This is a genomic window from Streptomyces sp. NPDC001348, from assembly GCF_053597535.1.
This window is the reverse complement of sequence record NZ_JBSFIK010000021.1, coordinates 109,970-126,378: the sequence shown is the minus strand read 5'-3', so window position 1 is coordinate 126,378 and position 16,409 is coordinate 109,970. Positions and strand designations below refer to the sequence as shown.

Annotated in this window: 18 protein-coding genes; 11 read left to right on the top strand and 7 right to left on the bottom strand. The window is 71.2% G+C overall.

Translation table 11 applies throughout. The features are described 5' to 3' along the window. Positions 1-180: 180 nt before the first annotated feature. Positions 181-582, top strand: coding sequence for a squamosa promoter-binding protein 15 (locus ACWC21_RS22730; protein WP_450884573.1), 402 nt, complete (start codon positions 181-183; stop codon positions 580-582). Positions 583-596: 14 nt separating this feature from the next. Here ACWC21_RS22730 and ACWC21_RS22725 read toward each other — a convergent pair whose 3' ends face one another. After that, the gene (locus tag ACWC21_RS22725) at positions 597-1,046 is read right to left on the bottom strand and encodes an ATP-binding protein (protein ID WP_450884571.1); all 450 of its coding nucleotides are present in this window, start codon (positions 1,044-1,046) and stop codon (positions 597-599) included. A gap of 145 nt (positions 1,047-1,191) precedes the next feature. On the opposite strand from ACWC21_RS22725, the gene ACWC21_RS22720 reads away from it, so the two are divergent. The 6 genes from ACWC21_RS22720 to tyrS all read left to right on the top strand — a co-directional run bounded on the left by ACWC21_RS22720 (position 1,192) and on the right by tyrS (position 6,804). Then, the gene (locus tag ACWC21_RS22720; RefSeq protein WP_450884569.1) at positions 1,192-2,019 is read left to right on the top strand and encodes a helix-turn-helix domain-containing protein; all 828 of its coding nucleotides are present in this window, start codon (positions 1,192-1,194) and stop codon (positions 2,017-2,019) included. Further along, positions 2,016-2,204 carry a DUF397 domain-containing protein gene (locus ACWC21_RS22715; protein WP_450884567.1) on the top strand — a complete coding sequence of 63 codons (189 nt, stop codon included), beginning with the start codon at positions 2,016-2,018 and terminating at the stop codon, positions 2,202-2,204. The genes ACWC21_RS22720 and ACWC21_RS22715 overlap by 4 nt, the downstream gene beginning before the upstream one ends. Next, positions 2,201-2,401, top strand: coding sequence for a DUF397 domain-containing protein (locus ACWC21_RS22710; RefSeq protein WP_450884565.1), 201 nt, complete (start codon positions 2,201-2,203; stop codon positions 2,399-2,401). The genes ACWC21_RS22715 and ACWC21_RS22710 overlap by 4 nt, the downstream gene beginning before the upstream one ends. A 78-nt stretch (positions 2,402-2,479) precedes the next feature. After that, entirely contained in the window at positions 2,480-4,003 is a 1,524-nt protein-coding gene (locus ACWC21_RS22705) for a TldD/PmbA family protein (RefSeq protein WP_450884630.1), read from the top strand. Between the two features lie 82 nt (positions 4,004-4,085). Beyond that, positions 4,086-5,480 carry a metallopeptidase TldD-related protein gene (locus tag ACWC21_RS22700; protein WP_450884563.1) on the top strand — a complete coding sequence of 465 codons (1,395 nt, stop codon included), beginning with the start codon at positions 4,086-4,088 and terminating at the stop codon, positions 5,478-5,480. A gap of 55 nt (positions 5,481-5,535) precedes the next feature. Beyond that, positions 5,536-6,804 carry a tyrosine--tRNA ligase gene (gene tyrS / locus ACWC21_RS22695; RefSeq protein WP_450884561.1) on the top strand — a complete coding sequence of 423 codons (1,269 nt, stop codon included), beginning with the start codon at positions 5,536-5,538 and terminating at the stop codon, positions 6,802-6,804. Between the two features lie 54 nt (positions 6,805-6,858). On the opposite strand, the gene ACWC21_RS22690 is transcribed toward tyrS, so the two are convergent. Beyond that, positions 6,859-7,155, bottom strand: coding sequence for a GlsB/YeaQ/YmgE family stress response membrane protein (locus tag ACWC21_RS22690; RefSeq protein WP_450884628.1), 297 nt, complete (start codon positions 7,153-7,155; stop codon positions 6,859-6,861). Between the two features lie 217 nt (positions 7,156-7,372). Between ACWC21_RS22690 and ACWC21_RS22685 the strand changes: the two genes are divergently transcribed. Next, positions 7,373-7,771, top strand: coding sequence for a DUF3099 domain-containing protein (locus ACWC21_RS22685; RefSeq protein ID WP_450884559.1), 399 nt, complete (start codon positions 7,373-7,375; stop codon positions 7,769-7,771). Positions 7,772-7,984: 213 nt separating this feature from the next. Beyond that, positions 7,985-8,203, top strand: a complete 219-nt coding sequence (locus tag ACWC21_RS22680) for a hypothetical protein (protein ID WP_389157511.1) — start codon at positions 7,985-7,987, stop codon at positions 8,201-8,203. A gap of 17 nt (positions 8,204-8,220) precedes the next feature. On the opposite strand, the gene moaA is transcribed toward ACWC21_RS22680, so the two are convergent. The 3 genes from moaA to ACWC21_RS22665 form a co-directional block, all read right to left on the bottom strand. Next, positions 8,221-9,210, bottom strand: a complete 990-nt coding sequence (gene moaA, locus ACWC21_RS22675) for a GTP 3',8-cyclase MoaA (protein ID WP_450884557.1) — start codon at positions 9,208-9,210, stop codon at positions 8,221-8,223. A 162-nt stretch (positions 9,211-9,372) separates the two neighbouring features. Further along, a complete protein-coding gene (locus ACWC21_RS22670) occupies positions 9,373-10,998 on the bottom strand; it encodes a solute symporter family protein (RefSeq protein ID WP_450884555.1) in 1,626 nt (541 codons plus the stop codon). Continuing rightward, the gene (locus tag ACWC21_RS22665) at positions 10,995-11,351 is read right to left on the bottom strand and encodes a DUF485 domain-containing protein (protein WP_450884553.1); all 357 of its coding nucleotides are present in this window, start codon (positions 11,349-11,351) and stop codon (positions 10,995-10,997) included. The genes ACWC21_RS22670 and ACWC21_RS22665 overlap by 4 nt, the downstream gene beginning before the upstream one ends. Before the next feature lie 262 nt (positions 11,352-11,613). Here ACWC21_RS22665 and ACWC21_RS22660 point away from each other — a divergent pair, with 262 nt between their 5' ends. Further along, the gene (locus ACWC21_RS22660) at positions 11,614-13,134 is read left to right on the top strand and encodes a S8 family serine peptidase (protein WP_450884551.1); all 1,521 of its coding nucleotides are present in this window, start codon (positions 11,614-11,616) and stop codon (positions 13,132-13,134) included. A 67-nt stretch (positions 13,135-13,201) separates the two neighbouring features. After that, positions 13,202-14,575 carry a CoA transferase gene (locus tag ACWC21_RS22655; protein WP_450884549.1) on the top strand — a complete coding sequence of 458 codons (1,374 nt, stop codon included), beginning with the start codon at positions 13,202-13,204 and terminating at the stop codon, positions 14,573-14,575. A gap of 22 nt (positions 14,576-14,597) precedes the next feature. Here ACWC21_RS22655 and ACWC21_RS22650 read toward each other — a convergent pair whose 3' ends face one another. Further along, a complete protein-coding gene (locus tag ACWC21_RS22650; protein ID WP_450884547.1) occupies positions 14,598-15,308 on the bottom strand; it encodes a VIT1/CCC1 transporter family protein in 711 nt (236 codons plus the stop codon). Between the two features lie 25 nt (positions 15,309-15,333). Then, on the bottom strand, positions 15,334-16,409 hold a 1,076-nt coding region (locus tag ACWC21_RS22645), incomplete at its 5' end, for an amidohydrolase family protein (RefSeq protein WP_450884545.1).

Here is a 16,409-nt window from a genome sequence, read left to right as displayed (position 1 = left end):
GGCGGCTTCATCGAAAACCTATCGGTCCGGCCGCACCGGTGGGCAAGCGGGCACCGACAGTGGCTCGTGCGGGGGACTGTCGGGTTTCTACAGTCGGCCGTCGGATCAGTCCGTCGGCCGCGCCAGGCGGGGGCGGCCGGGGCGGTGGGTTGATGCGGCTGCTGCTGTACAACGATCGCCATGAGCTGGGTGGCGAACGTGATGATGTCGGTCGACGCGGCCGACGGTGCGAGTGCGGAGGCGTTGAGCGAGTGGCTGCGGACGGATGCCCCTCGTCGTGGTCGACCGGAGGTCCATGGGGTCGGTTTCCTGAAGCTGATCACCGGTCCTGAGACCAACCAATGGGGTGGCTGGAAGCACCCCGAGTGCGAGGTGTGGGCCGGCGCTTTGGACCATGCCGACCTCGACGCCCTCAAGGAGCGTGTGTTCGAGATGCCGTGGCGCGAGCCGAACCTGGTACAGCTCCTGGTCATGGACCAGGAGGAGGGGTTCTTCCGCATGTGGATGATCCGGGACGGCGAACTGCGGCAGTTCGCACCGCTGCAGCCGAACGAGGAGGACGAGGGCTTCTACCTGGGCTGATGAGCTGGACCAGCTCAGTATGTCGTGGGCAGCGCGCACTCCGCCCACACGGTCTTGCCCGGCCCCGTGCGCACGTCCACACCCCAGCGCGTGGCGACGGCCTCCACCAGGAGCAGGCCCCTGCCGTCCTCCGCGTCCGCGGTCTCCTGGCCGGGCTGCGGGGGCTTCGGACGTCCCGGGTGGGTGTCGGCCACCTCTACGCGTACGACGCCGGCGGGGCGGTCGCAGCGCAGCCGCAGTTCGAAGTCCCGCCCCGGGACGCGGCCGTGCAGGACGGCGTTGGCGGCGAGTTCCGCCACGACGAGGGCGACGGTTTCGGAGACCGGGCTGCCGTACGGAACGCCCCACAGGTCCAGCCGGTGGGTCGCCAGTCGGCGGGCGAGACGCGCTCCGCGCCGGGTGGCGGAGAACCGCTGGACGAACACACTTACGGTAACGGCCTCTTGGGCGTGCGGTGCTGGCATGAAGCCCAGGTTCCGGTTCCCCTCACGCCGTCGACAGGCACGAAACCCATACAGACGCGCTTGTACCAGTGCACGCACGTGACGGTGGCCGGGTTGTGCCGGTTGAGCAGGTCGGCGTGATGTGAGCACGGGAGGTGCGGCGGCCATGACGATGGACCACGGCGGAGAACTCTCCGACAGCCTCAAGACCTTCGGCGCGGTCCTGAAGGCGCTGCGGGAGGAATCCGGCCTGACCCAGGAGGAGTTCGCGGCGCGTGTGCAGTACTCGCCCGCGTACATCGCCAAGATCGAGCAGGGCAAGCGGTTCCCTCCGGGGGATCTGCCGGGGAGGGTGGAGGAGGTGCTGGGGGCGGTCGCGGTCAAGGTACTGGCTGCGGCGGCGCGGAGTCTGACGCGGAGGGCGGGGCTGGCCTCCTGGTTCCTGCAGTGGGCGGGGATCGAGGGGGAGGCGATCTCGCTTTATGCGTATGAGTGCAGGGCGGTTCCTGGGTTGTTGCAGCCGGAGGGGTACATCCGGGCGATCTTCGATCGACAGATTCCGCCTCTGTCGGAGGAACAGTTCGAGCGGCAAGTCGCTGCCCGACAAGAACGGCAACGGCTCTTGGACGAGCGCCCGAACACGACGTTCTCCTTCCTCATCGAGCAGGCCGTTCTGGAACGTCGGCTCGGGGGTACCGAGGTGGCGCGGGAAGTCCTCCGTCACCTTCTGGAGCAGGGCACCCGGCGGAACGTCGAGATCCTCGTCATGCCTCTCCAGCAGGAGGACCACTCCGGCGTCGACGGTCAGATGTACCTCGCTGAACGTGACGACCACCAATGGGTCGGCTACGTCGAGGGACATGACAGCAGCACTCTGCTCACCCGCCCCAAAGTGGTGAGCTCCATGCTCCAGCGCTATGGGAAGATGCGGTCACAGGCCCTGAGTCATATGGCCACTGCGGATCTGCTGCGAGAGATGCAAGGAGCGCTATGAGCACCGAACTGGCCTGGTTCAAGAGCAGCTATAGCGGCAGTGGCGGCGGCAACTGCGTCGAGATCGCCCTGCGCCCCGAAGCAGTCCATATCCGCGACTCCAAGGACAAGGCGATCCGCCCCCTCGTCGTCACGCCGACCGCGTGGGCGGCGTTCACGGCACTCGCGGGGCGAGGAACTCGGTGAGCACCCTCTCTGAGCCGGGCTGGTTCAAGAGCAGCTACAGCGGCGGCGAGGGCGACAACTGCCTGGAGATCTCCCTGCGCGTCGAGGCGGTCCACATCCGCGACTCCAAGGACAAGGCGATCCGCCCCGTCGTCGTCACGCGGAGCGCCTGGGCGGCGTTCATGGCACTCGCGGCGGGCTCGACGCCAGCCGGCTGAGTCGGCACCGCACGGGGCTTGCGTGATTCACTGCTCGCGACCGAGCTCACCGGCGAGCAGTTCGAAGGGATCGCACCCGTGCCCCATGAAATCGACCAAGCGTTTCTGGCACTGCCCCTAAGGCCCCTGGCCGACGCCGCGCTGGCACGCGCGCGGGCGCTGGGGGCCGAGCACGCGGACTTCCGGTTCGAGCGGGTGCGCAGTGCGTCCTGGCGGCTCAGGGACGCCAAGCCCGCCGGGTCGTCGGACACCACCGACCTGGGGTACGCGGTGCGGGTCGTGCACGGCGGGACGTGGGGCTTCGCGTCGGGGGTGGATCTGACCCTGGACGCCGCCGCCAAGGTGGCCTCGCAGGCCGTGGCGATGGCGAAGCTGTCCGCGCAGGTGCTCCGGGCTGCCGGGTCCGACGAGCGGGTGGAGCTCGCCGACGAGCCGGTGCACGCCGACAAGACGTGGGTGTCGTCGTACGAGATCGACCCGTTCAGCGTGCCCGACGAGGAGAAGCCGGCGCTGCTGGCGGACTGGAGCGCGCGGCTGCTGGCGGCGGACGGGGTCAACCACGTCGACGCCTCGCTGCTCACCGTGCACGAGAACAAGTTCTACGCGGACACCGCGGGGACCGTCACGACGCAGCAGCGGGTGCGGCTGCACCCGCAGGTGACCGCCGTGTCGGTGGACGAGTCCAGCGGCGAGTTCGACTCGATGCGGACCATCGCGCCGCCGGTCGGGCGCGGCTGGGAATACCTCACCGGTACCGGCTGGGACTGGGACGCGGAGCTGGAGCGGATTCCCGAGCTGCTCGCCGAGAAGATGCGGGCGCCGAGCGTCGAGCCGGGGCTGTACGACCTGGTCGTCGATCCGTCCAACCTGTGGCTGACCATCCACGAGTCCATCGGGCACGCCACCGAACTGGACCGGGCGCTCGGGTACGAGGCCGCCTACGCGGGCACCTCGTTCGCCACGTTCGACCAGCTCGGCAAGCTGAGGTACGGCTCGGAGCTGATGAACGTCACCGGCGACCGCACCGCCGAGCACGGACTGGCGACCGTCGGGTACGACGACGAAGGTGTCAAGGGACAGTCCTGGAACCTGGTGAAGGACGGCACGCTGGTCGGCTACCAGCTGGACCGGCGGATCGCGAGGCTGACCGGGCTGGGGCGGTCCAACGGATGCGCCTTCGCCGACTCCCCCGGGCACGTGCCGGTGCAGCGCATGGCCAACGTGTCGCTCCAGCCGGATCCGGCGGGGCTGTCCACCGAGGACCTGATCGGGGGCGTGGAGCGCGGTGTCTACGTCGTCGGGGACCGCTCCTGGTCGATCGACATGCAGCGCTACAACTTCCAGTTCACCGGGCAGCGCTTCTTCCGGATCGAGAACGGGCGGATCACCGGGCAGTTGCGGGACGTCGCGTACCAGGCGACGACCACCGACTTCTGGGGTTCCATGACGGCCGTCGGCGGCCCGCAGACGTATGTCCTGGGCGGTGCCTTCAACTGCGGCAAGGCCCAGCCGGGACAGACCGCCGCCGTGTCGCACGGCTGCCCCTCCGCCCTCTTCAGGGGCGTCAACATCCTCAACACGACGCAGGAGGCCGGTCGATGAGGGCCAGCATGGGGATCGGCCGGGGGTCCGGGGGTTGCCCCCCGGGGAAGCACAGTCTCAACACGACGCAGGAGGCCGGTCGATGAGCGCCCGTAGCAACAAGCCGCACGAGGTCGTGGAGCGCGCCCTCGAGCTGTCCCGGGCCGACGGCTGCGTGGTGATCGCCGACGAGCACTCGACGGCCAACCTGCGCTGGGCGGCCAACGCGCTGACGACCAACGGCGTCACCCGAGGCCGTACGCTCACGGTGATCTCGACCGTGGACGGCCGGGAGGGCACCGCCTCCGGGGTCGTGTCGCGGTCCGCGGTGACCGCGGAGGAGCTGGAGCCGCTGGTGCGGGCCGCGGAGGCCGCGGCGCGCGGCGCGGGCCCCGCCGAGGACGCTCAGCCGCTGGTCACGGACGTGCCGGAGTCCCCCGACTTCACCGACGCGCCCGCCGAGACCTCCTCGGCCGTGTTCGCGGACTTCGCCCCGGCGCTCGGCGAGGCGTTCGCACGCGCGCGTGCGGGCGGCCGGGAACTGTACGGCTTCGCCAACCACGAGCTGGCCTCGACCTACCTGGGCACGTCCACGGGGCTGCGCCTGCGGCACGACCAGCCCAACGGCACGCTGGAGGTCAACGCCAAGTCCCCGGACCGTGCGCGTTCGGCGTGGGCGGGGCGCTCCACACGGGACTTCAAGGACGTCGACCCGGGGGCGCTCGACGCCGAGCTGGCCGTACGGCTCGGCTGGGCCCGGCGGCGGATCGAGCTGCCCGCGGGCCGCTACGAGACGCTGCTGCCCCCGACCGCGGTGGCCGACCTGCTGATCTACCAGTACTGGTCGGCGTCGGGCCGGGACGCGGCCGAGGGCCGGACGGTGTTCTCCAAGCCGGGCGGCGGCACGCGCGTCGGTGAGCAGCTGACCGAGCTGCCGCTGACCCTGCGCAGCGACCCGAACGAGCCGGGTCTGGAGTGCTCGCCGTTCGTGATCGCGCACTCCTCGGGCGGCGACCAGTCGGTGTTCGACAACGGGCTGCCGGTCCGGGGCACCGAGTGGGTAGGCGGCGGCCGGCTGACGCACCTGACGACCACCCGGCACAGCGCGGGCCTGACGGGGCTGCCGGTGGCGCCGGCGGGCGGCAACCTGATCCTGGACGGCGGCGAGGACCGTTCCCTGGAGGAGATGGTCGCGGCCACCGAGCGGGGCCTGCTGCTGACCTGCCTGTGGTACATCCGCGAGGTGGACCCGGCGACGCTGCTGCTGACCGGGCTGACCCGGGACGGTGTCTACCTCGTGGAGAACGGCGAGGTCACCGGTGAGGTGAACAACTTCCGGTTCAACGAGTCGCCGGTGGACCTGCTGGGGCGGGCGACGGAGGCCGGGCGCACGGAAAAGACGCTGCCGCGGGAGTGGAGCGACTGGTTCACTAGGGCTGCGATGCCCGCGCTCCGGGTGCCCGACTTCAATATGAGCTCTGTCAGTCAGGGCGTATAACCTCGTAGCCGGTAGTCACTCGGCTGCCCGAAGATCATCAAGGAGACACGAGACCGTGACGGACATCGTCGACGAACTGAAGTGGCGGGGGCTGATCGCCCTCTCCACGGACGAGGACGCACTGCGCAAGGCGTTCGCGGACGGTCCCGTCACGTTCTATTGCGGCTTCGACCCGACCGCGCCCAGCCTGCACCTCGGTAACCTCGTGCAGATCCTCACCATGCGCCGGATCCAGCAGGCGGGCAACCGCCCGCTGGGCCTGGTCGGCGGCGCCACGGGCCTGATCGGCGACCCGAAGCCGAACGCGGAGCGCACCCTGAATTCGCCGGAGGTCGTGGCCCAGTGGGTCGAGCGGCTGCGCGCGCAGATCGCCCCGCTGCTGGACTTCGAGGGCCCGAACGCGGCGGTCATGGTCAACAACCTGGACTGGACCCAGGGCATGTCGGCCATCGAGTTCCTGCGGGACATGGGCAAGCACTTCCGGGTCAACAAGATGATCGCCAAGGAGGCCGTCGCCCGGCGGCTCAACTCCGACGCGGGCATCAGCTACACCGAGTTCAGCTACCAGATCCTGCAGGGCATGGACTTCCTGGAGCTGTACCGGCGGTACGGCTGCACACTGCAGACCGGCGGCAGCGACCAGTGGGGCAACCTCACGTCGGGCACCGACCTGATCCACCGGGTCGAGCCGGGCGCCGTGGTGCACGCGCTGGGCACGCCGCTGATCACCAAGGCGGACGGCACCAAGTTCGGCAAGACCGAGTCCGGCACGGTGTGGCTGGACCCGGAGATGACCACGCCGTACGCGTTCTACCAGTTCTGGGTGAACGCGGACGACCGGGACATCTCGAAGTTCCTGCGCATCTTCAGTTTCCGGTCCCGTGCGGAGATCGAGGAGCTGGAGCAGCAGACCGAGGAGCGCCCCCAGGCCCGTGCCGCGCAGCGGGCGCTGGCCGAGGAGCTGACGACGCTGGTGCACGGCGCCGACCAGACGGCCGCCGTGATCGCCGCGTCCAAGGCGCTCTTCGGGCAGGGCGAGCTGGCCGGCCTCGACGACCGCACGCTGGCGGCGGCCCTGTCCGAGGTGCCGCACATCCAGGTCGCCGAGCTGGGCCCGGTGGTCGACCTGTTCGCCGAGGTCGGCCTGGTGGCCAGCAAGTCGGCCGCCCGGCGCACGGTGAAGGAGGGCGGTGCCTACGTGAACAACGTGAAGGTCGCCGCGGAGGACGCCGTACCGGCGAAGGAGGACCTGCTGCACGGGCGCTGGCTGGTGCTGCGCCGCGGGAAGAAGAACCTGGCGGCCGTCGAGGTCGTCGGCGCGTGAGACCTGCCGGAGGGCGGTTCCCGGGAAAGGGAGCCGCCCTCCGGCGTACCCGCGTCAGACGTGCTGCCCCTGCTGCCGCTCCTTCTTCCGGTTGCCCCACAGCGCCATGTAGGCCATGTCCCCGACGGCCACGATGATGATCGCGGCGATCAGCTGGAAGAGGTGCCGCGTCCAGTCGATCCCCCGGGTCGCCGCGACGCCGAAGGCGCGGGCGACCGCGTTGCCCACGATGGCGCCGAGCATGCCGAAGATGGTGGTCAGCCAGAGCGGGCTGTGCTGCTTGCCGGGGATGACCGCCTTGGCGATGACACCCAGCACGAATCCGACGATGATCGCCCACAACCAGCCCATCACTGCCTCCTCGAACGGCACGACGTGAGCATTACGCCCAGTGTCGGCGGGTCGGCCGCACGACGCATGTCGGGTACGGCCGGAGGGCGTACGGCCCCTACGTGGCACGGCGGAGGGCGTTCGCGGGCCGGGGGGCCGCCCCGGTCTCGAAGGAGGCCCGGTCGCGGCGTACCGTGGGAGCCGGGGAGAGGCTGACACGGGCGGATGGTGGAATGTGATGCGGAAGCAGCATGGCGGCGGCAACGTCGAGGTGTTCCGGATCACCGGAGCCCGGACGAGCCTGGCGGAGGACGTGCGCGGCCGGCAGCGCCGGTATGTCATCTCCATGTCGATCCGTACGGTCGCGGTGATCCTCGCGGCCACCCTGTGGAACGTCGAACGGTACGTGGCCATCGTGGCCTTGGTGCTCGGCGCGGCCCTGCCCTACATCGCCGTGGTGGTCGCCAACGCGGGCCGCGAGCGGGCGCCGGGGCTGCCGTCGACGTTCGTGACCGTGCCGCTCCGGCCGATGATCACGCCGCCCGCGGCGGACGACACGCAGGCGGAACCCGTGCCGGAGGACGTTCCGGTGGATCCCCCGACCGGGGTGCGCGGTGAGCGGCGGGACCCCGTGTGACCATCGCGGATGATCCGCGGGCGGACGTGGGCTCCGCGCCAAGCTCAAGAAAAGCTCAGATCAATCATGCTGTTCCAGTGCCGGGCGACGGCTTACCCGTGACATACTTCGTACGCGCTCCGCATCCCCCGTCGGAGCGACGGACCGACGCCGGGCAGCTCCCCCCGTGGCTGCTCGGCGTCGCCTTTTTCCGCCGTGTGTGAGAACGAAGCCGTGACTGACGAGACTCCCATCTGCTCCGCCAAGGGCTGCCGTGCCGACGCTGTGTGGGTGCTGGCGTGGAACAACCCGAAGATCCACACTCCGGAGCGCCGCAAGACGTGGCTGGCGTGCGAGGAGCACCGCGAGCACCTGTCCCAGTTCCTCGGAGTACGGGGGTTCCTCAAGGACGTGGTGAAGTTCGCGGACTGGGAAGCGCCCGAAGGTTCCTAGGGCCTGTCCGGCCGGCGCTAGCCGCCGATCGCCGACATCGGCCGGTCCGGCTGGACGAACGACGGGTCGTCCAGGCCCGCGCCCGCCTTCTTGCCCCGTGTCGCCAGCCGCCAGAGGCGGGCGATCTCCTCGTCGGGGGCCCCGGAGCGCAGGGCGGTGCGCAGGTCCGTCTCCTCGGTGGCGAAGAGGCAGGTGCGTATCTGGCCGTCGGCGGTGAGACGGGTGCGGTCGCAGGCGGCGCAGAACGGGCGGGTGACGGAGGCGATGACGCCGACGCGGTGCGGGCCGCCGTCGACGATCCAGCGTTCCGCCGGGGCCGAACCGCGTTCCTCGGATCCCTCCGGGGTCAGCTCGAAGCGGGTGCGCAGGGAGGTCAGGATGTCGCCCGCGGTCACCATGCCCTCGCGCTTCCAGCCGTGCTGGGCGTCCAGGGGCATCTGCTCGATGAAGCGCAGCTCGTAGTCGTGCTCGACCGCCCAGGCGAGGAGGTCGGGGGCCTCGTCCTCGTTGAGGCCGGGCATCAGGACCGTGTTGACCTTCACCGGAGTCAGTCCGGCCTCGCGGGCGGCCTGGAGGCCGTCGAGGACGTCCTGGTGGCGGTCGCGCCGGGTGAGGGTCTTGAAGACGTCCGGCCGGAGGGTGTCGAGGGAGACGTTGACCCGGTCCAGGCCCGCCGACTTCAGGGCGGTCGCGGTGCGCCGGAGGCCGATGCCGTTGGTCGTCAGGGACGTCTGGGGGCGGGGCTCCAGGGCGGCGACGCGCTCCACGATGCCCACCAGCCCGGGGCGCAGCAGGGGCTCGCCGCCGGTGAAGCGCACCTCGGTGATGCCGAGGGAGGCGACGGCGATGTCGATCAGGCGGACGATCTCGTCGTCGGTGAGCAGGTCGGGCTTGGCCAGCCACTGCAGCCCCTCCTCGGGCATGCAGTACGTACAGCGCAGATTGCACCGGTCGGTCAGCGAGACCCTCAGGTCGGTGGCCACCCGGCCGAAGGTGTCGATGAGCACGTGGGCCCCCTCCCTCGTCGTGGATCACTGGTCACTCGTGTGTCGTCACCTGTGAGCCTACGCGACACCACTGACAGGGACACAGGTCCGCTTCCACGGGGTGGGACGCGGCCGCGTCACAGGTGCCCGAAGGTCCCCGTGACGCGGCCGCCGGTACCAGGCTCAGTGCGCCCCGGTCCCGGTCAGGGACCGCACCTCCAGTTCCGCGTACTTGCCCGCGTCGGGCGCCTCCTTCGACAGGAGGGTGCCGACGACGCCCAGCAGGAAGCCGACCGGGATGGAGATGATGCCCGGGTTCTCCAGCGGGAACCAGTGGAAGTCGACGTCCGGGAACATCGACGTCTCCTTGCCGGAGACCACCGGTGAGAACAGCACCAGTCCGACCGCGGTGACCAGGCCGCCGTAGATCGACCACAGGGCGCCCGAGGTGGTGAACCGCTTCCAGAACAGGCTGTAGAGGATCGTCGGCAGGTTGGCGGAGGCGGCGACCGCGAAGGCCAAGGCGACCAGGCCCGCCACGTTCAGGTCGCGGGCGAGGGCGCCCAGGAGGATCGAGACGGCGCCGATGCCGACGGTGGCGTACCGGGCGGCGTTGATCTCCTCCTTCTCGGTGGCCCGGCCCCGCTTGATGACGTTGGCGTAGATGTCGTGGGCGAAGGAGGACGACGAGGCCAGGGTCAGTCCCGCGACGACCGCGAGGATGGTGGCGAAGGCGACCGCGGAGATGGTGGCGAGCAGGACGGCACCCCAGTTGGAGTCCACCCCGCCGAGGTGGAGGGCGAGCAGGGGTGCGGCCGTGTTGCCCGCCTTGTTGGAGGAGACGATCTCGTCCGGTTCGATCAGCGCGGCGGCGCCGAAGCCGAGGGCGAGCGTCATCAGGTAGAAGGCGCCGATGAGGCCGATCGCCCAGATCACCGACTTGCGGGCGGCCTTGGCGGTGGGAACGGTGTAGAAGCGGATCAGGATGTGCGGCAGGCCCGCGGTGCCCAGGACCAGGGCGAGGCCGAGGGAGATGAAGTCCAGCTTGGTGGTCCCGGTGGCACCGTACTTCAGGCCGGGCTCCAGGAACGCGGAGCCCTTGCCGCTGTTGTCGGCGGCCCTGCCCAGCAGGTCGGAGATGTTGAAGTGGAACTTCAGCAGGACCAGGAAGGTCAGCAGCACCGCTCCCGCGATCAGCAGGACGGCCTTGACCATCTGGACCCAGGTGGTGCCCTTCATGCCGCCGATGGTGACGTACACGATCATCAGGAGGCCGACCAGTGCGACGATGCCGATCTTGCCGCCGTCGCTGGTGATGCCGAGCAGGAGCGAGACCAGGACGCCGGCGCCCGCCATCTGGGCCAGCAGGTAGAAGATCGACACCACGATCGTGGACGTGCCGGCCGCCGTGCGCACGGGTCGCTGGCGCATCCGGTACGCCAGGACGTCGCCCATGGTGTAGCGGCCGGAGTTGCGCAGCGGTTCGGCGACCAGGAGCAGGGCGACCAGCCAGGCGACCAGGAAACCGATGGAGTACAGGAAGCCGTCGTAGCCGAAGAGGGCGATGGCGCCGGCGATCCCGAGGAAGGACGCGGCCGACATGTAGTCGCCGGAGACGGCGAGGCCGTTCTGGAAGCCGGTGAACTGCCGTCCGCCGGCGTAGAAGTCGGCCGCGCCCTTGGTCTGGCGGCCCGCCCAGACGGTGATGACGAGCGTCGCGGCGACGAAGACCGCGAACAGGGTGATGATCAGGGGCCGGTGCTCGCTCGCCTCACCGGCCGCCAGCACGCTCTGCTGCGGGATGCTCATGCGCCGCCCTCCATCCGGGACTTGATGGCCTCCGCCTTGGGGTCGAGGTGAGCGGCGGCACGCCGCGCGTACCACCAGGCGATGAGGAAGGTGGTGAGGAACTGTGCGAGCCCCAGCACGAGGGCGACGTTGACGTTCCCGGCCACCTTGGTGCCCATGAAGTCGCCCGCGTAGTTGGAGAGGAGCACGTACAGCAGGTACCAGGCGATGAAGGCGACGGTCAGCGGGAAGGCGAAGGAGCGGTAGGACCGGCGCAGTTCCCCGAACTCCGCGCTCTCCTGCACCGCGACGAACTCCTCGGTGGAGGGGAGTTGGAGGTGGGTCTTCGAGGGGGGCGGTGTCTCGGTGGCCACGGGTTCTCCTCGTGTTGCGGGCGGTATCCGGCGGCGGGGGCTCGATCCTGCTCGGGCTCCCTGTCGAAGGTCCACGGCGCCACGCGAGGACCGGTTCAAGTCCTATGAGTTCTTTCGGAAGTCGTCTTTACGAAGTCATTGCTGGCCGGTCGGCCCGGGAGATAGCTTCACCCTGCACCACTCGTCATGTACCTGCCCGAGCACCACCCGTGCCTCGGGCCGGTTTCGTTTCCGGATGACTTTCGGATGATGTGGAGAACCCATGCCTCGTCTGCGCACCCGACGTCGGCTCGCGCTCGCCGTACCGGTCGTGCTGTCGCTGACCGCGTCGCTCGGCCTCCTCCCCTCGACGGTCTCGGCGGCCCCGCTGACGACCGAGGCGACACCCGCGGCCGACGGCCCGAGCCTCTCGTACGTCGTCAACACGAGGACCGGCCACCGCACGATCGCGTCGGTACGGAAGGCGATCGCCGCGGCCGGCGGCACCGTCGTGGTGGCGTACGACAGCATCGGCGTGCTCGTCGTCCACTCGTCGAACCCCGACTTCGCCAAGACCGTCCGCAAGGTGCGCGGCGTCGACTCCGCCGGTGCCACCCGCACCGCGCCGCTGCCCGCCCAGTCCACCACCGACGTCGGCACACCCCGGGCGCTGAGCGCCGAGCAGGTCGCCGGTGCCCGGGCGGCCGACGGACAGGACCCGCTGGAACCCCTGCAGTGGGACCTGCCCGCCATCAAGGCGGACAAGGCGCACGAGAAGACGCTCGGCAGCCGGAAGGTCACCGTCGCCGTCATCGACACCGGCGTCGACGACACCCACCCGGACATCGCGCCCAACTTCGACCGCGCCGCCTCCGCCGACTGCGTGTCGGGCAAGCCGGACACCACCGACGGTGCCTGGCGCCCCAGCGCGAGCGAGAGCCCGCACGGTACACATGTGGCCGGTGAGATCGCGGGCGCGAAGAACGGCGTCGGCATCACGGGCGTGGCGCCGGGCGTCAGGGTGGCGGGCATCAAGGTCGGCAACCCGGACGGCTTCTTCTACACGGAGGCCGTGGTCTGCGGTTTCGTATGGGCGGCCGAGCACCACGTCGACGTGACCAACAACAGCTATTACACCGACCCGTGGTACTTCAACTGCACCGCCGACCCGGACCAGAAGGCCCTGGTCGACGCCGTCACCCGGGCCTCCCGGTACGCGGAGCGCAAGGGCGCGGTCAACGTCGCGGCGGCGGGCAACGAGAACTACGACCTGGCGTCCGACTCGATCACCGACCCGGTCTCGCCGAACGACTCCACCCCGTCGGACCGGGTGATCGACCCGCACAAGTGCTACGACATCCCCACCCAGCTGCCGGGGGTCGTGACGGTCGCGGCGACCGGCGCCAAGGGCATCAAGTCGTCCTTCTCCAACTACGGCCTGGGCGTGATCGACATAGCCGCGCCCGGCGGTGACTCGACGACGTACCAGACGCCGGCGCCCCCGGCGACGAGCGGCCAGATCCTGGGCCCGCTGCCCGGCGGCAAGTGGGGCTACATGGCGGGCACGTCGATGGCGACCCCGCATGTCGCCGGTGTCGCCGCATTGATCAAGTCAACCCACCCGCACGCCTCCGCCGCCCTGGTGAAAGCGCTGCTCTACGCCGAGGCCGACGCCACGCCGTGCACCGACCCGTACGACATCAACGGGGACGGCAAGGTGGACGCGGTGTGCGAGGGGCCGAAGAACCGCAACGGCTTCTACGGCTGGGGCACCGCGGACGCGCTGGCCGCGGTGACCAAGTAAGCCGGACGCGGAGGGACGTGGGGCGGGGCCCCGTATATTGATTGAGTCAATACTGCATAGTGCAGTCATGACTGGAATCAAGTTCGCATGGTCCGCCCTGGGCGGCGACCCCGCCCGTCTCCCCCGGATCACCACCGTCGTACGGGAAGGCGCGCTCCCGGCCCGCCTTCCCGTACGGGAACTGGCCCGCTCCTGTGTGGCCGCCTGCGCCCTGGCCGCCGCCGAACTGGGTGCGCGGCGGGCCGGGCTCGGCGGGGTGCCGGAGGTCCTGGTGGACGACGGGGCGGTCGCGACGGCGTTCCACAGTGAGCGGCAGCTGCTCGTCGACGGGCGGGCGCCGGTCGCCTTCGCCCCGCTGTCGCGGTTCTGGCGCACGGCCGACGGATGGGTGCGCACGCACGCCAACTACCCGCACCACCGAACGCGGCTGCTGGAGGCGCTGGGACTGCCCGGGGACGCGTCCGTGGAGACCGTCGCCGCGCGGCTGGCCGGGTACGCCGCGCGGGAGGCCGAGGAGGCGGTGTACCGCGCGGGGGGCCTGGCGATCGCGCTCCGTACGCCCGAGGAGTGGGCCGCGCACGAACAGGCCGCCGCCCTGGCCGCACGTCCGCTGGTCGAGCGCGGGCGGCTGGACTCGGCACGCGCGCGTGTACTGCCGCCGCTGGGAAACGCCACTCCCCTGCTGCCCGCCGCCGGGCTGCGCGTCCTGGACCTGACCCGGGTCCTCGCGGGTCCGGTCGCCACCCGCACGCTCGCCCTGCTGGGCGCGGACGTGCTGCGGGTGGACGCTCCGCACCTTCCGGAGCTGCCCGACCAGCACGCCGACACGGGCTTCGGGAAGCGGTCGGCGACGCTGGACCTCGCCACGGACGGCAAGGCCTTCGAGGAGTTGCTGGCCGAGGCGGACGTGGTGGTCACCGGGTACCGGCCGGGCGCCCTGGACCGGTTCGGTCTCTCCCCCCAGGCGCTGGCCGAGCGGCGGCCCGGGCTGGTCGTGGCGCAGGTGTCGGCCTGGGGCGCGTACGGGCCGTGGGCCGGGCGGCGCGGATTCGACAGTCTCGTGCAGGTGGCCACCGGCATCGCCGCCGTCGAGGGCTCGGCCGGCCGGCCCGGCGCGCTGCCAGCGCAGGCACTCGACCACGGCACCGGCTATCTGCTGGCCGGTGCCGTACTGCGGGCGCTGACCGAGCAGTCCTACGACGGCGGCGGACGTTTCGTCCGGCTGGCGCTCGCCCGGACGGCCCGCCTGCTCACGGACGGGCTCGAGCGGGACGCCGACGGCGGCCTTCCGTACGACGGGCCGGACGCCTGGCTCGCGGAGACGGACAGCCGGCTCGGGCGGCTGCGGTACGCGCGCCCGGCCGTGTCCTTCGCCAGCGGTCCGGCCGACTGGGCGCGGCCTCCGGTGCCCTGGGGCACCGACCCGGCCCGCTGGACCTGATCAGTACGCCCGCCGGCCCTTCTCACACCCCCGCAGCGCCCAGCAACGCCCCCGCCGCGTACGTCACACCCATCGCGAGCGCACCGCCCACCACGTTGCGCCGCACCGCGCGGGCGGGTGCCGCGGCGCCCAGCCGGGCGCTGGTGTAGCCGGTCAGGACGAGGGCGGCCAGGACGGACGCCACGGTCACCGGCAGCCGCCAGCCGGGCGGCGGGAGGACGATCGCCAGCAGCGGCAGCAGAGCACCGACGGTGAAGGCCAGGAAGCTCGCCCAGGCCGCGTGCCAGGGGTTGGTCAGCTCGTCCGGGTCGATGCCGAGCTCCACGCGCGCGTGGGCCCTCAGGGCGTCCCGCTCGGTGAGCTGCTCCGCCGCTTCCCGCGCCACGTCCTGGGACAGTCCGCGCTCCCGCAGGAGCGAGGTCAGCTCCTGCAGTTCGGCCTCCGGCTGCTCCCTCAGCTCCCGTCTCTCGACCGCCAGGGCGGCCCGCTCCGAGTCGCGCTGGGTGGACACCGACACGTACTCCCCCGCGGCCATCGACATCGACCCGGCGAGCAGCCCGGCCAGGCCCGCGGTGAGCAGGGCGGCGCGGGAGTCCGTGGCTCCGGCCACGCCGACGACGAGGCCGGCGGTGGACACGATGCCGTCGTTCGCCCCGAGGACGGCCGCCCGCAGCCAGTTCAGGCGCGAGCCCAGCGCGCCGCCGTGGGCCTCGTCATGGGTTGGTTCGGTCACCACACGAGGATCTCACCCCCGGCCGTCACCAAACCCGTACCGACGCCCCGCGTGCGAAGACCGGGCTGGTCGCGTCGGCGGGCGGTTCGGGGAGCGGCTCGGCGATCTCCGCCGCCGTGGGGCCGGCCTTGGCCGCGATCGGGTCGAGGAGGCCGAGGTCGAAGCCGTAGACGCGGGCGGCGTTGCCGCCGAGCATGGCCGCGAGCTCGTCCCGGGGCACGCCCGCGTAGGCGAGGCGCAGGGCCTCCCGGGTGTAGGGGTGGGTGCCCTCGTCGTGGGGGTAGTCGCTGCCCCACATGATCTTGTCGATGCCGATGCGGTCGCGCAGCGGGACCTCGTGCGGGCGCATGAAGCTGGCGCCGACGTAGCAGTGCTCACGCCAGACCTGTGAGGGGGCGCCGCCCATCGCGGAGGCCAGGCCCGCGCCGAACTTGGCCTCCGCCGTGGCCGCCTTCGTCCCGGCGGCGACCAGACGGCCGTGGTAGTAGTCCAGCATGTCGAGGACCCCGGGGATCCAGCCCGAGCCCTGCTCGGTCAGGACCAGCCTCAGGTCCGGGTGCCGGCGGAACGCGCCGCCGAAGACGAGGTGCCACAGCGCACGGTGGGAGAACCAGGTCGTCTCGACCATGAAGACGGCCCGGGCGGCGGGTTCGTCGCCGAGCGGCGGGGACGCCGAGCCCGCGTGGTGGTTGACCGGCACGCCGAGTTCGGCGCAGACGGCCCAGATGGGGTCGTACGTCTCGGAGTACAGCTCGGGCAGCCCCGAGCCCGGCGGTGTGCCCGGCAGCAGGATCCCTCCCTTCAGGCCGGCGCCGGCCGCCCACCGGATCTCCCGCACGGCCTCCTCGACGTCGCCCAGAAGGATCTGGCAGACGCCGGCGCGGCGGCCCGGCGCGGCCGCGCAGAAGTCCGCCAGCCAGCGGTTGTGGGCCCGCAGGCCCGCCCACCGGCGGTCGAACTCCTCCGCGGTCGGCGTGGGCGCGCTCAGGGAGCCGGACGGGAAGAACGGCGGGATCGTGTTCGGGAAGACGACCTCCGCGACGATCCCGTCCGCCTCCAGTTCGGCCAGGCGGAGCTCGGAGTCCCAGTTCCGGTCGGCGG

Excerpts from the sequence above, each read along its gene's own strand:
- ACWC21_RS22655 (WP_450884549.1), top strand. The coding sequence starts at position 13,202 with ATGACTGGAATCAAGTTCGCATGGTCCGCCCTGGGCGGCGACCCCGCC.
- ACWC21_RS22660 (WP_450884551.1), top strand. The coding sequence starts at position 11,614 with ATGCCTCGTCTGCGCACCCGACGTCGGCTCGCGCTCGCCGTACCGGTC.
- ACWC21_RS22730 (WP_450884573.1), top strand. The coding sequence starts at position 181 with ATGAGCTGGGTGGCGAACGTGATGATGTCGGTCGACGCGGCCGACGGT.
- ACWC21_RS22670 (WP_450884555.1), bottom strand. The coding sequence starts at position 10,998 with ATGAGCATCCCGCAGCAGAGCGTGCTGGCGGCCGGTGAGGCGAGCGAG.
- ACWC21_RS22685 (WP_450884559.1), top strand. The coding sequence starts at position 7,373 with ATGCGGAAGCAGCATGGCGGCGGCAACGTCGAGGTGTTCCGGATCACC.
- ACWC21_RS22700 (WP_450884563.1), top strand. The coding sequence starts at position 4,086 with ATGAGCGCCCGTAGCAACAAGCCGCACGAGGTCGTGGAGCGCGCCCTC.
- ACWC21_RS22725 (WP_450884571.1), bottom strand. The coding sequence starts at position 1,046 with ATGCCAGCACCGCACGCCCAAGAGGCCGTTACCGTAAGTGTGTTCGTC.
- ACWC21_RS22720 (WP_450884569.1), top strand. The coding sequence starts at position 1,192 with ATGACGATGGACCACGGCGGAGAACTCTCCGACAGCCTCAAGACCTTC.
- ACWC21_RS22690 (WP_450884628.1), bottom strand. The coding sequence starts at position 7,155 with ATGGGCTGGTTGTGGGCGATCATCGTCGGATTCGTGCTGGGTGTCATC.
- ACWC21_RS22715 (WP_450884567.1), top strand. The coding sequence starts at position 2,016 with ATGAGCACCGAACTGGCCTGGTTCAAGAGCAGCTATAGCGGCAGTGGC.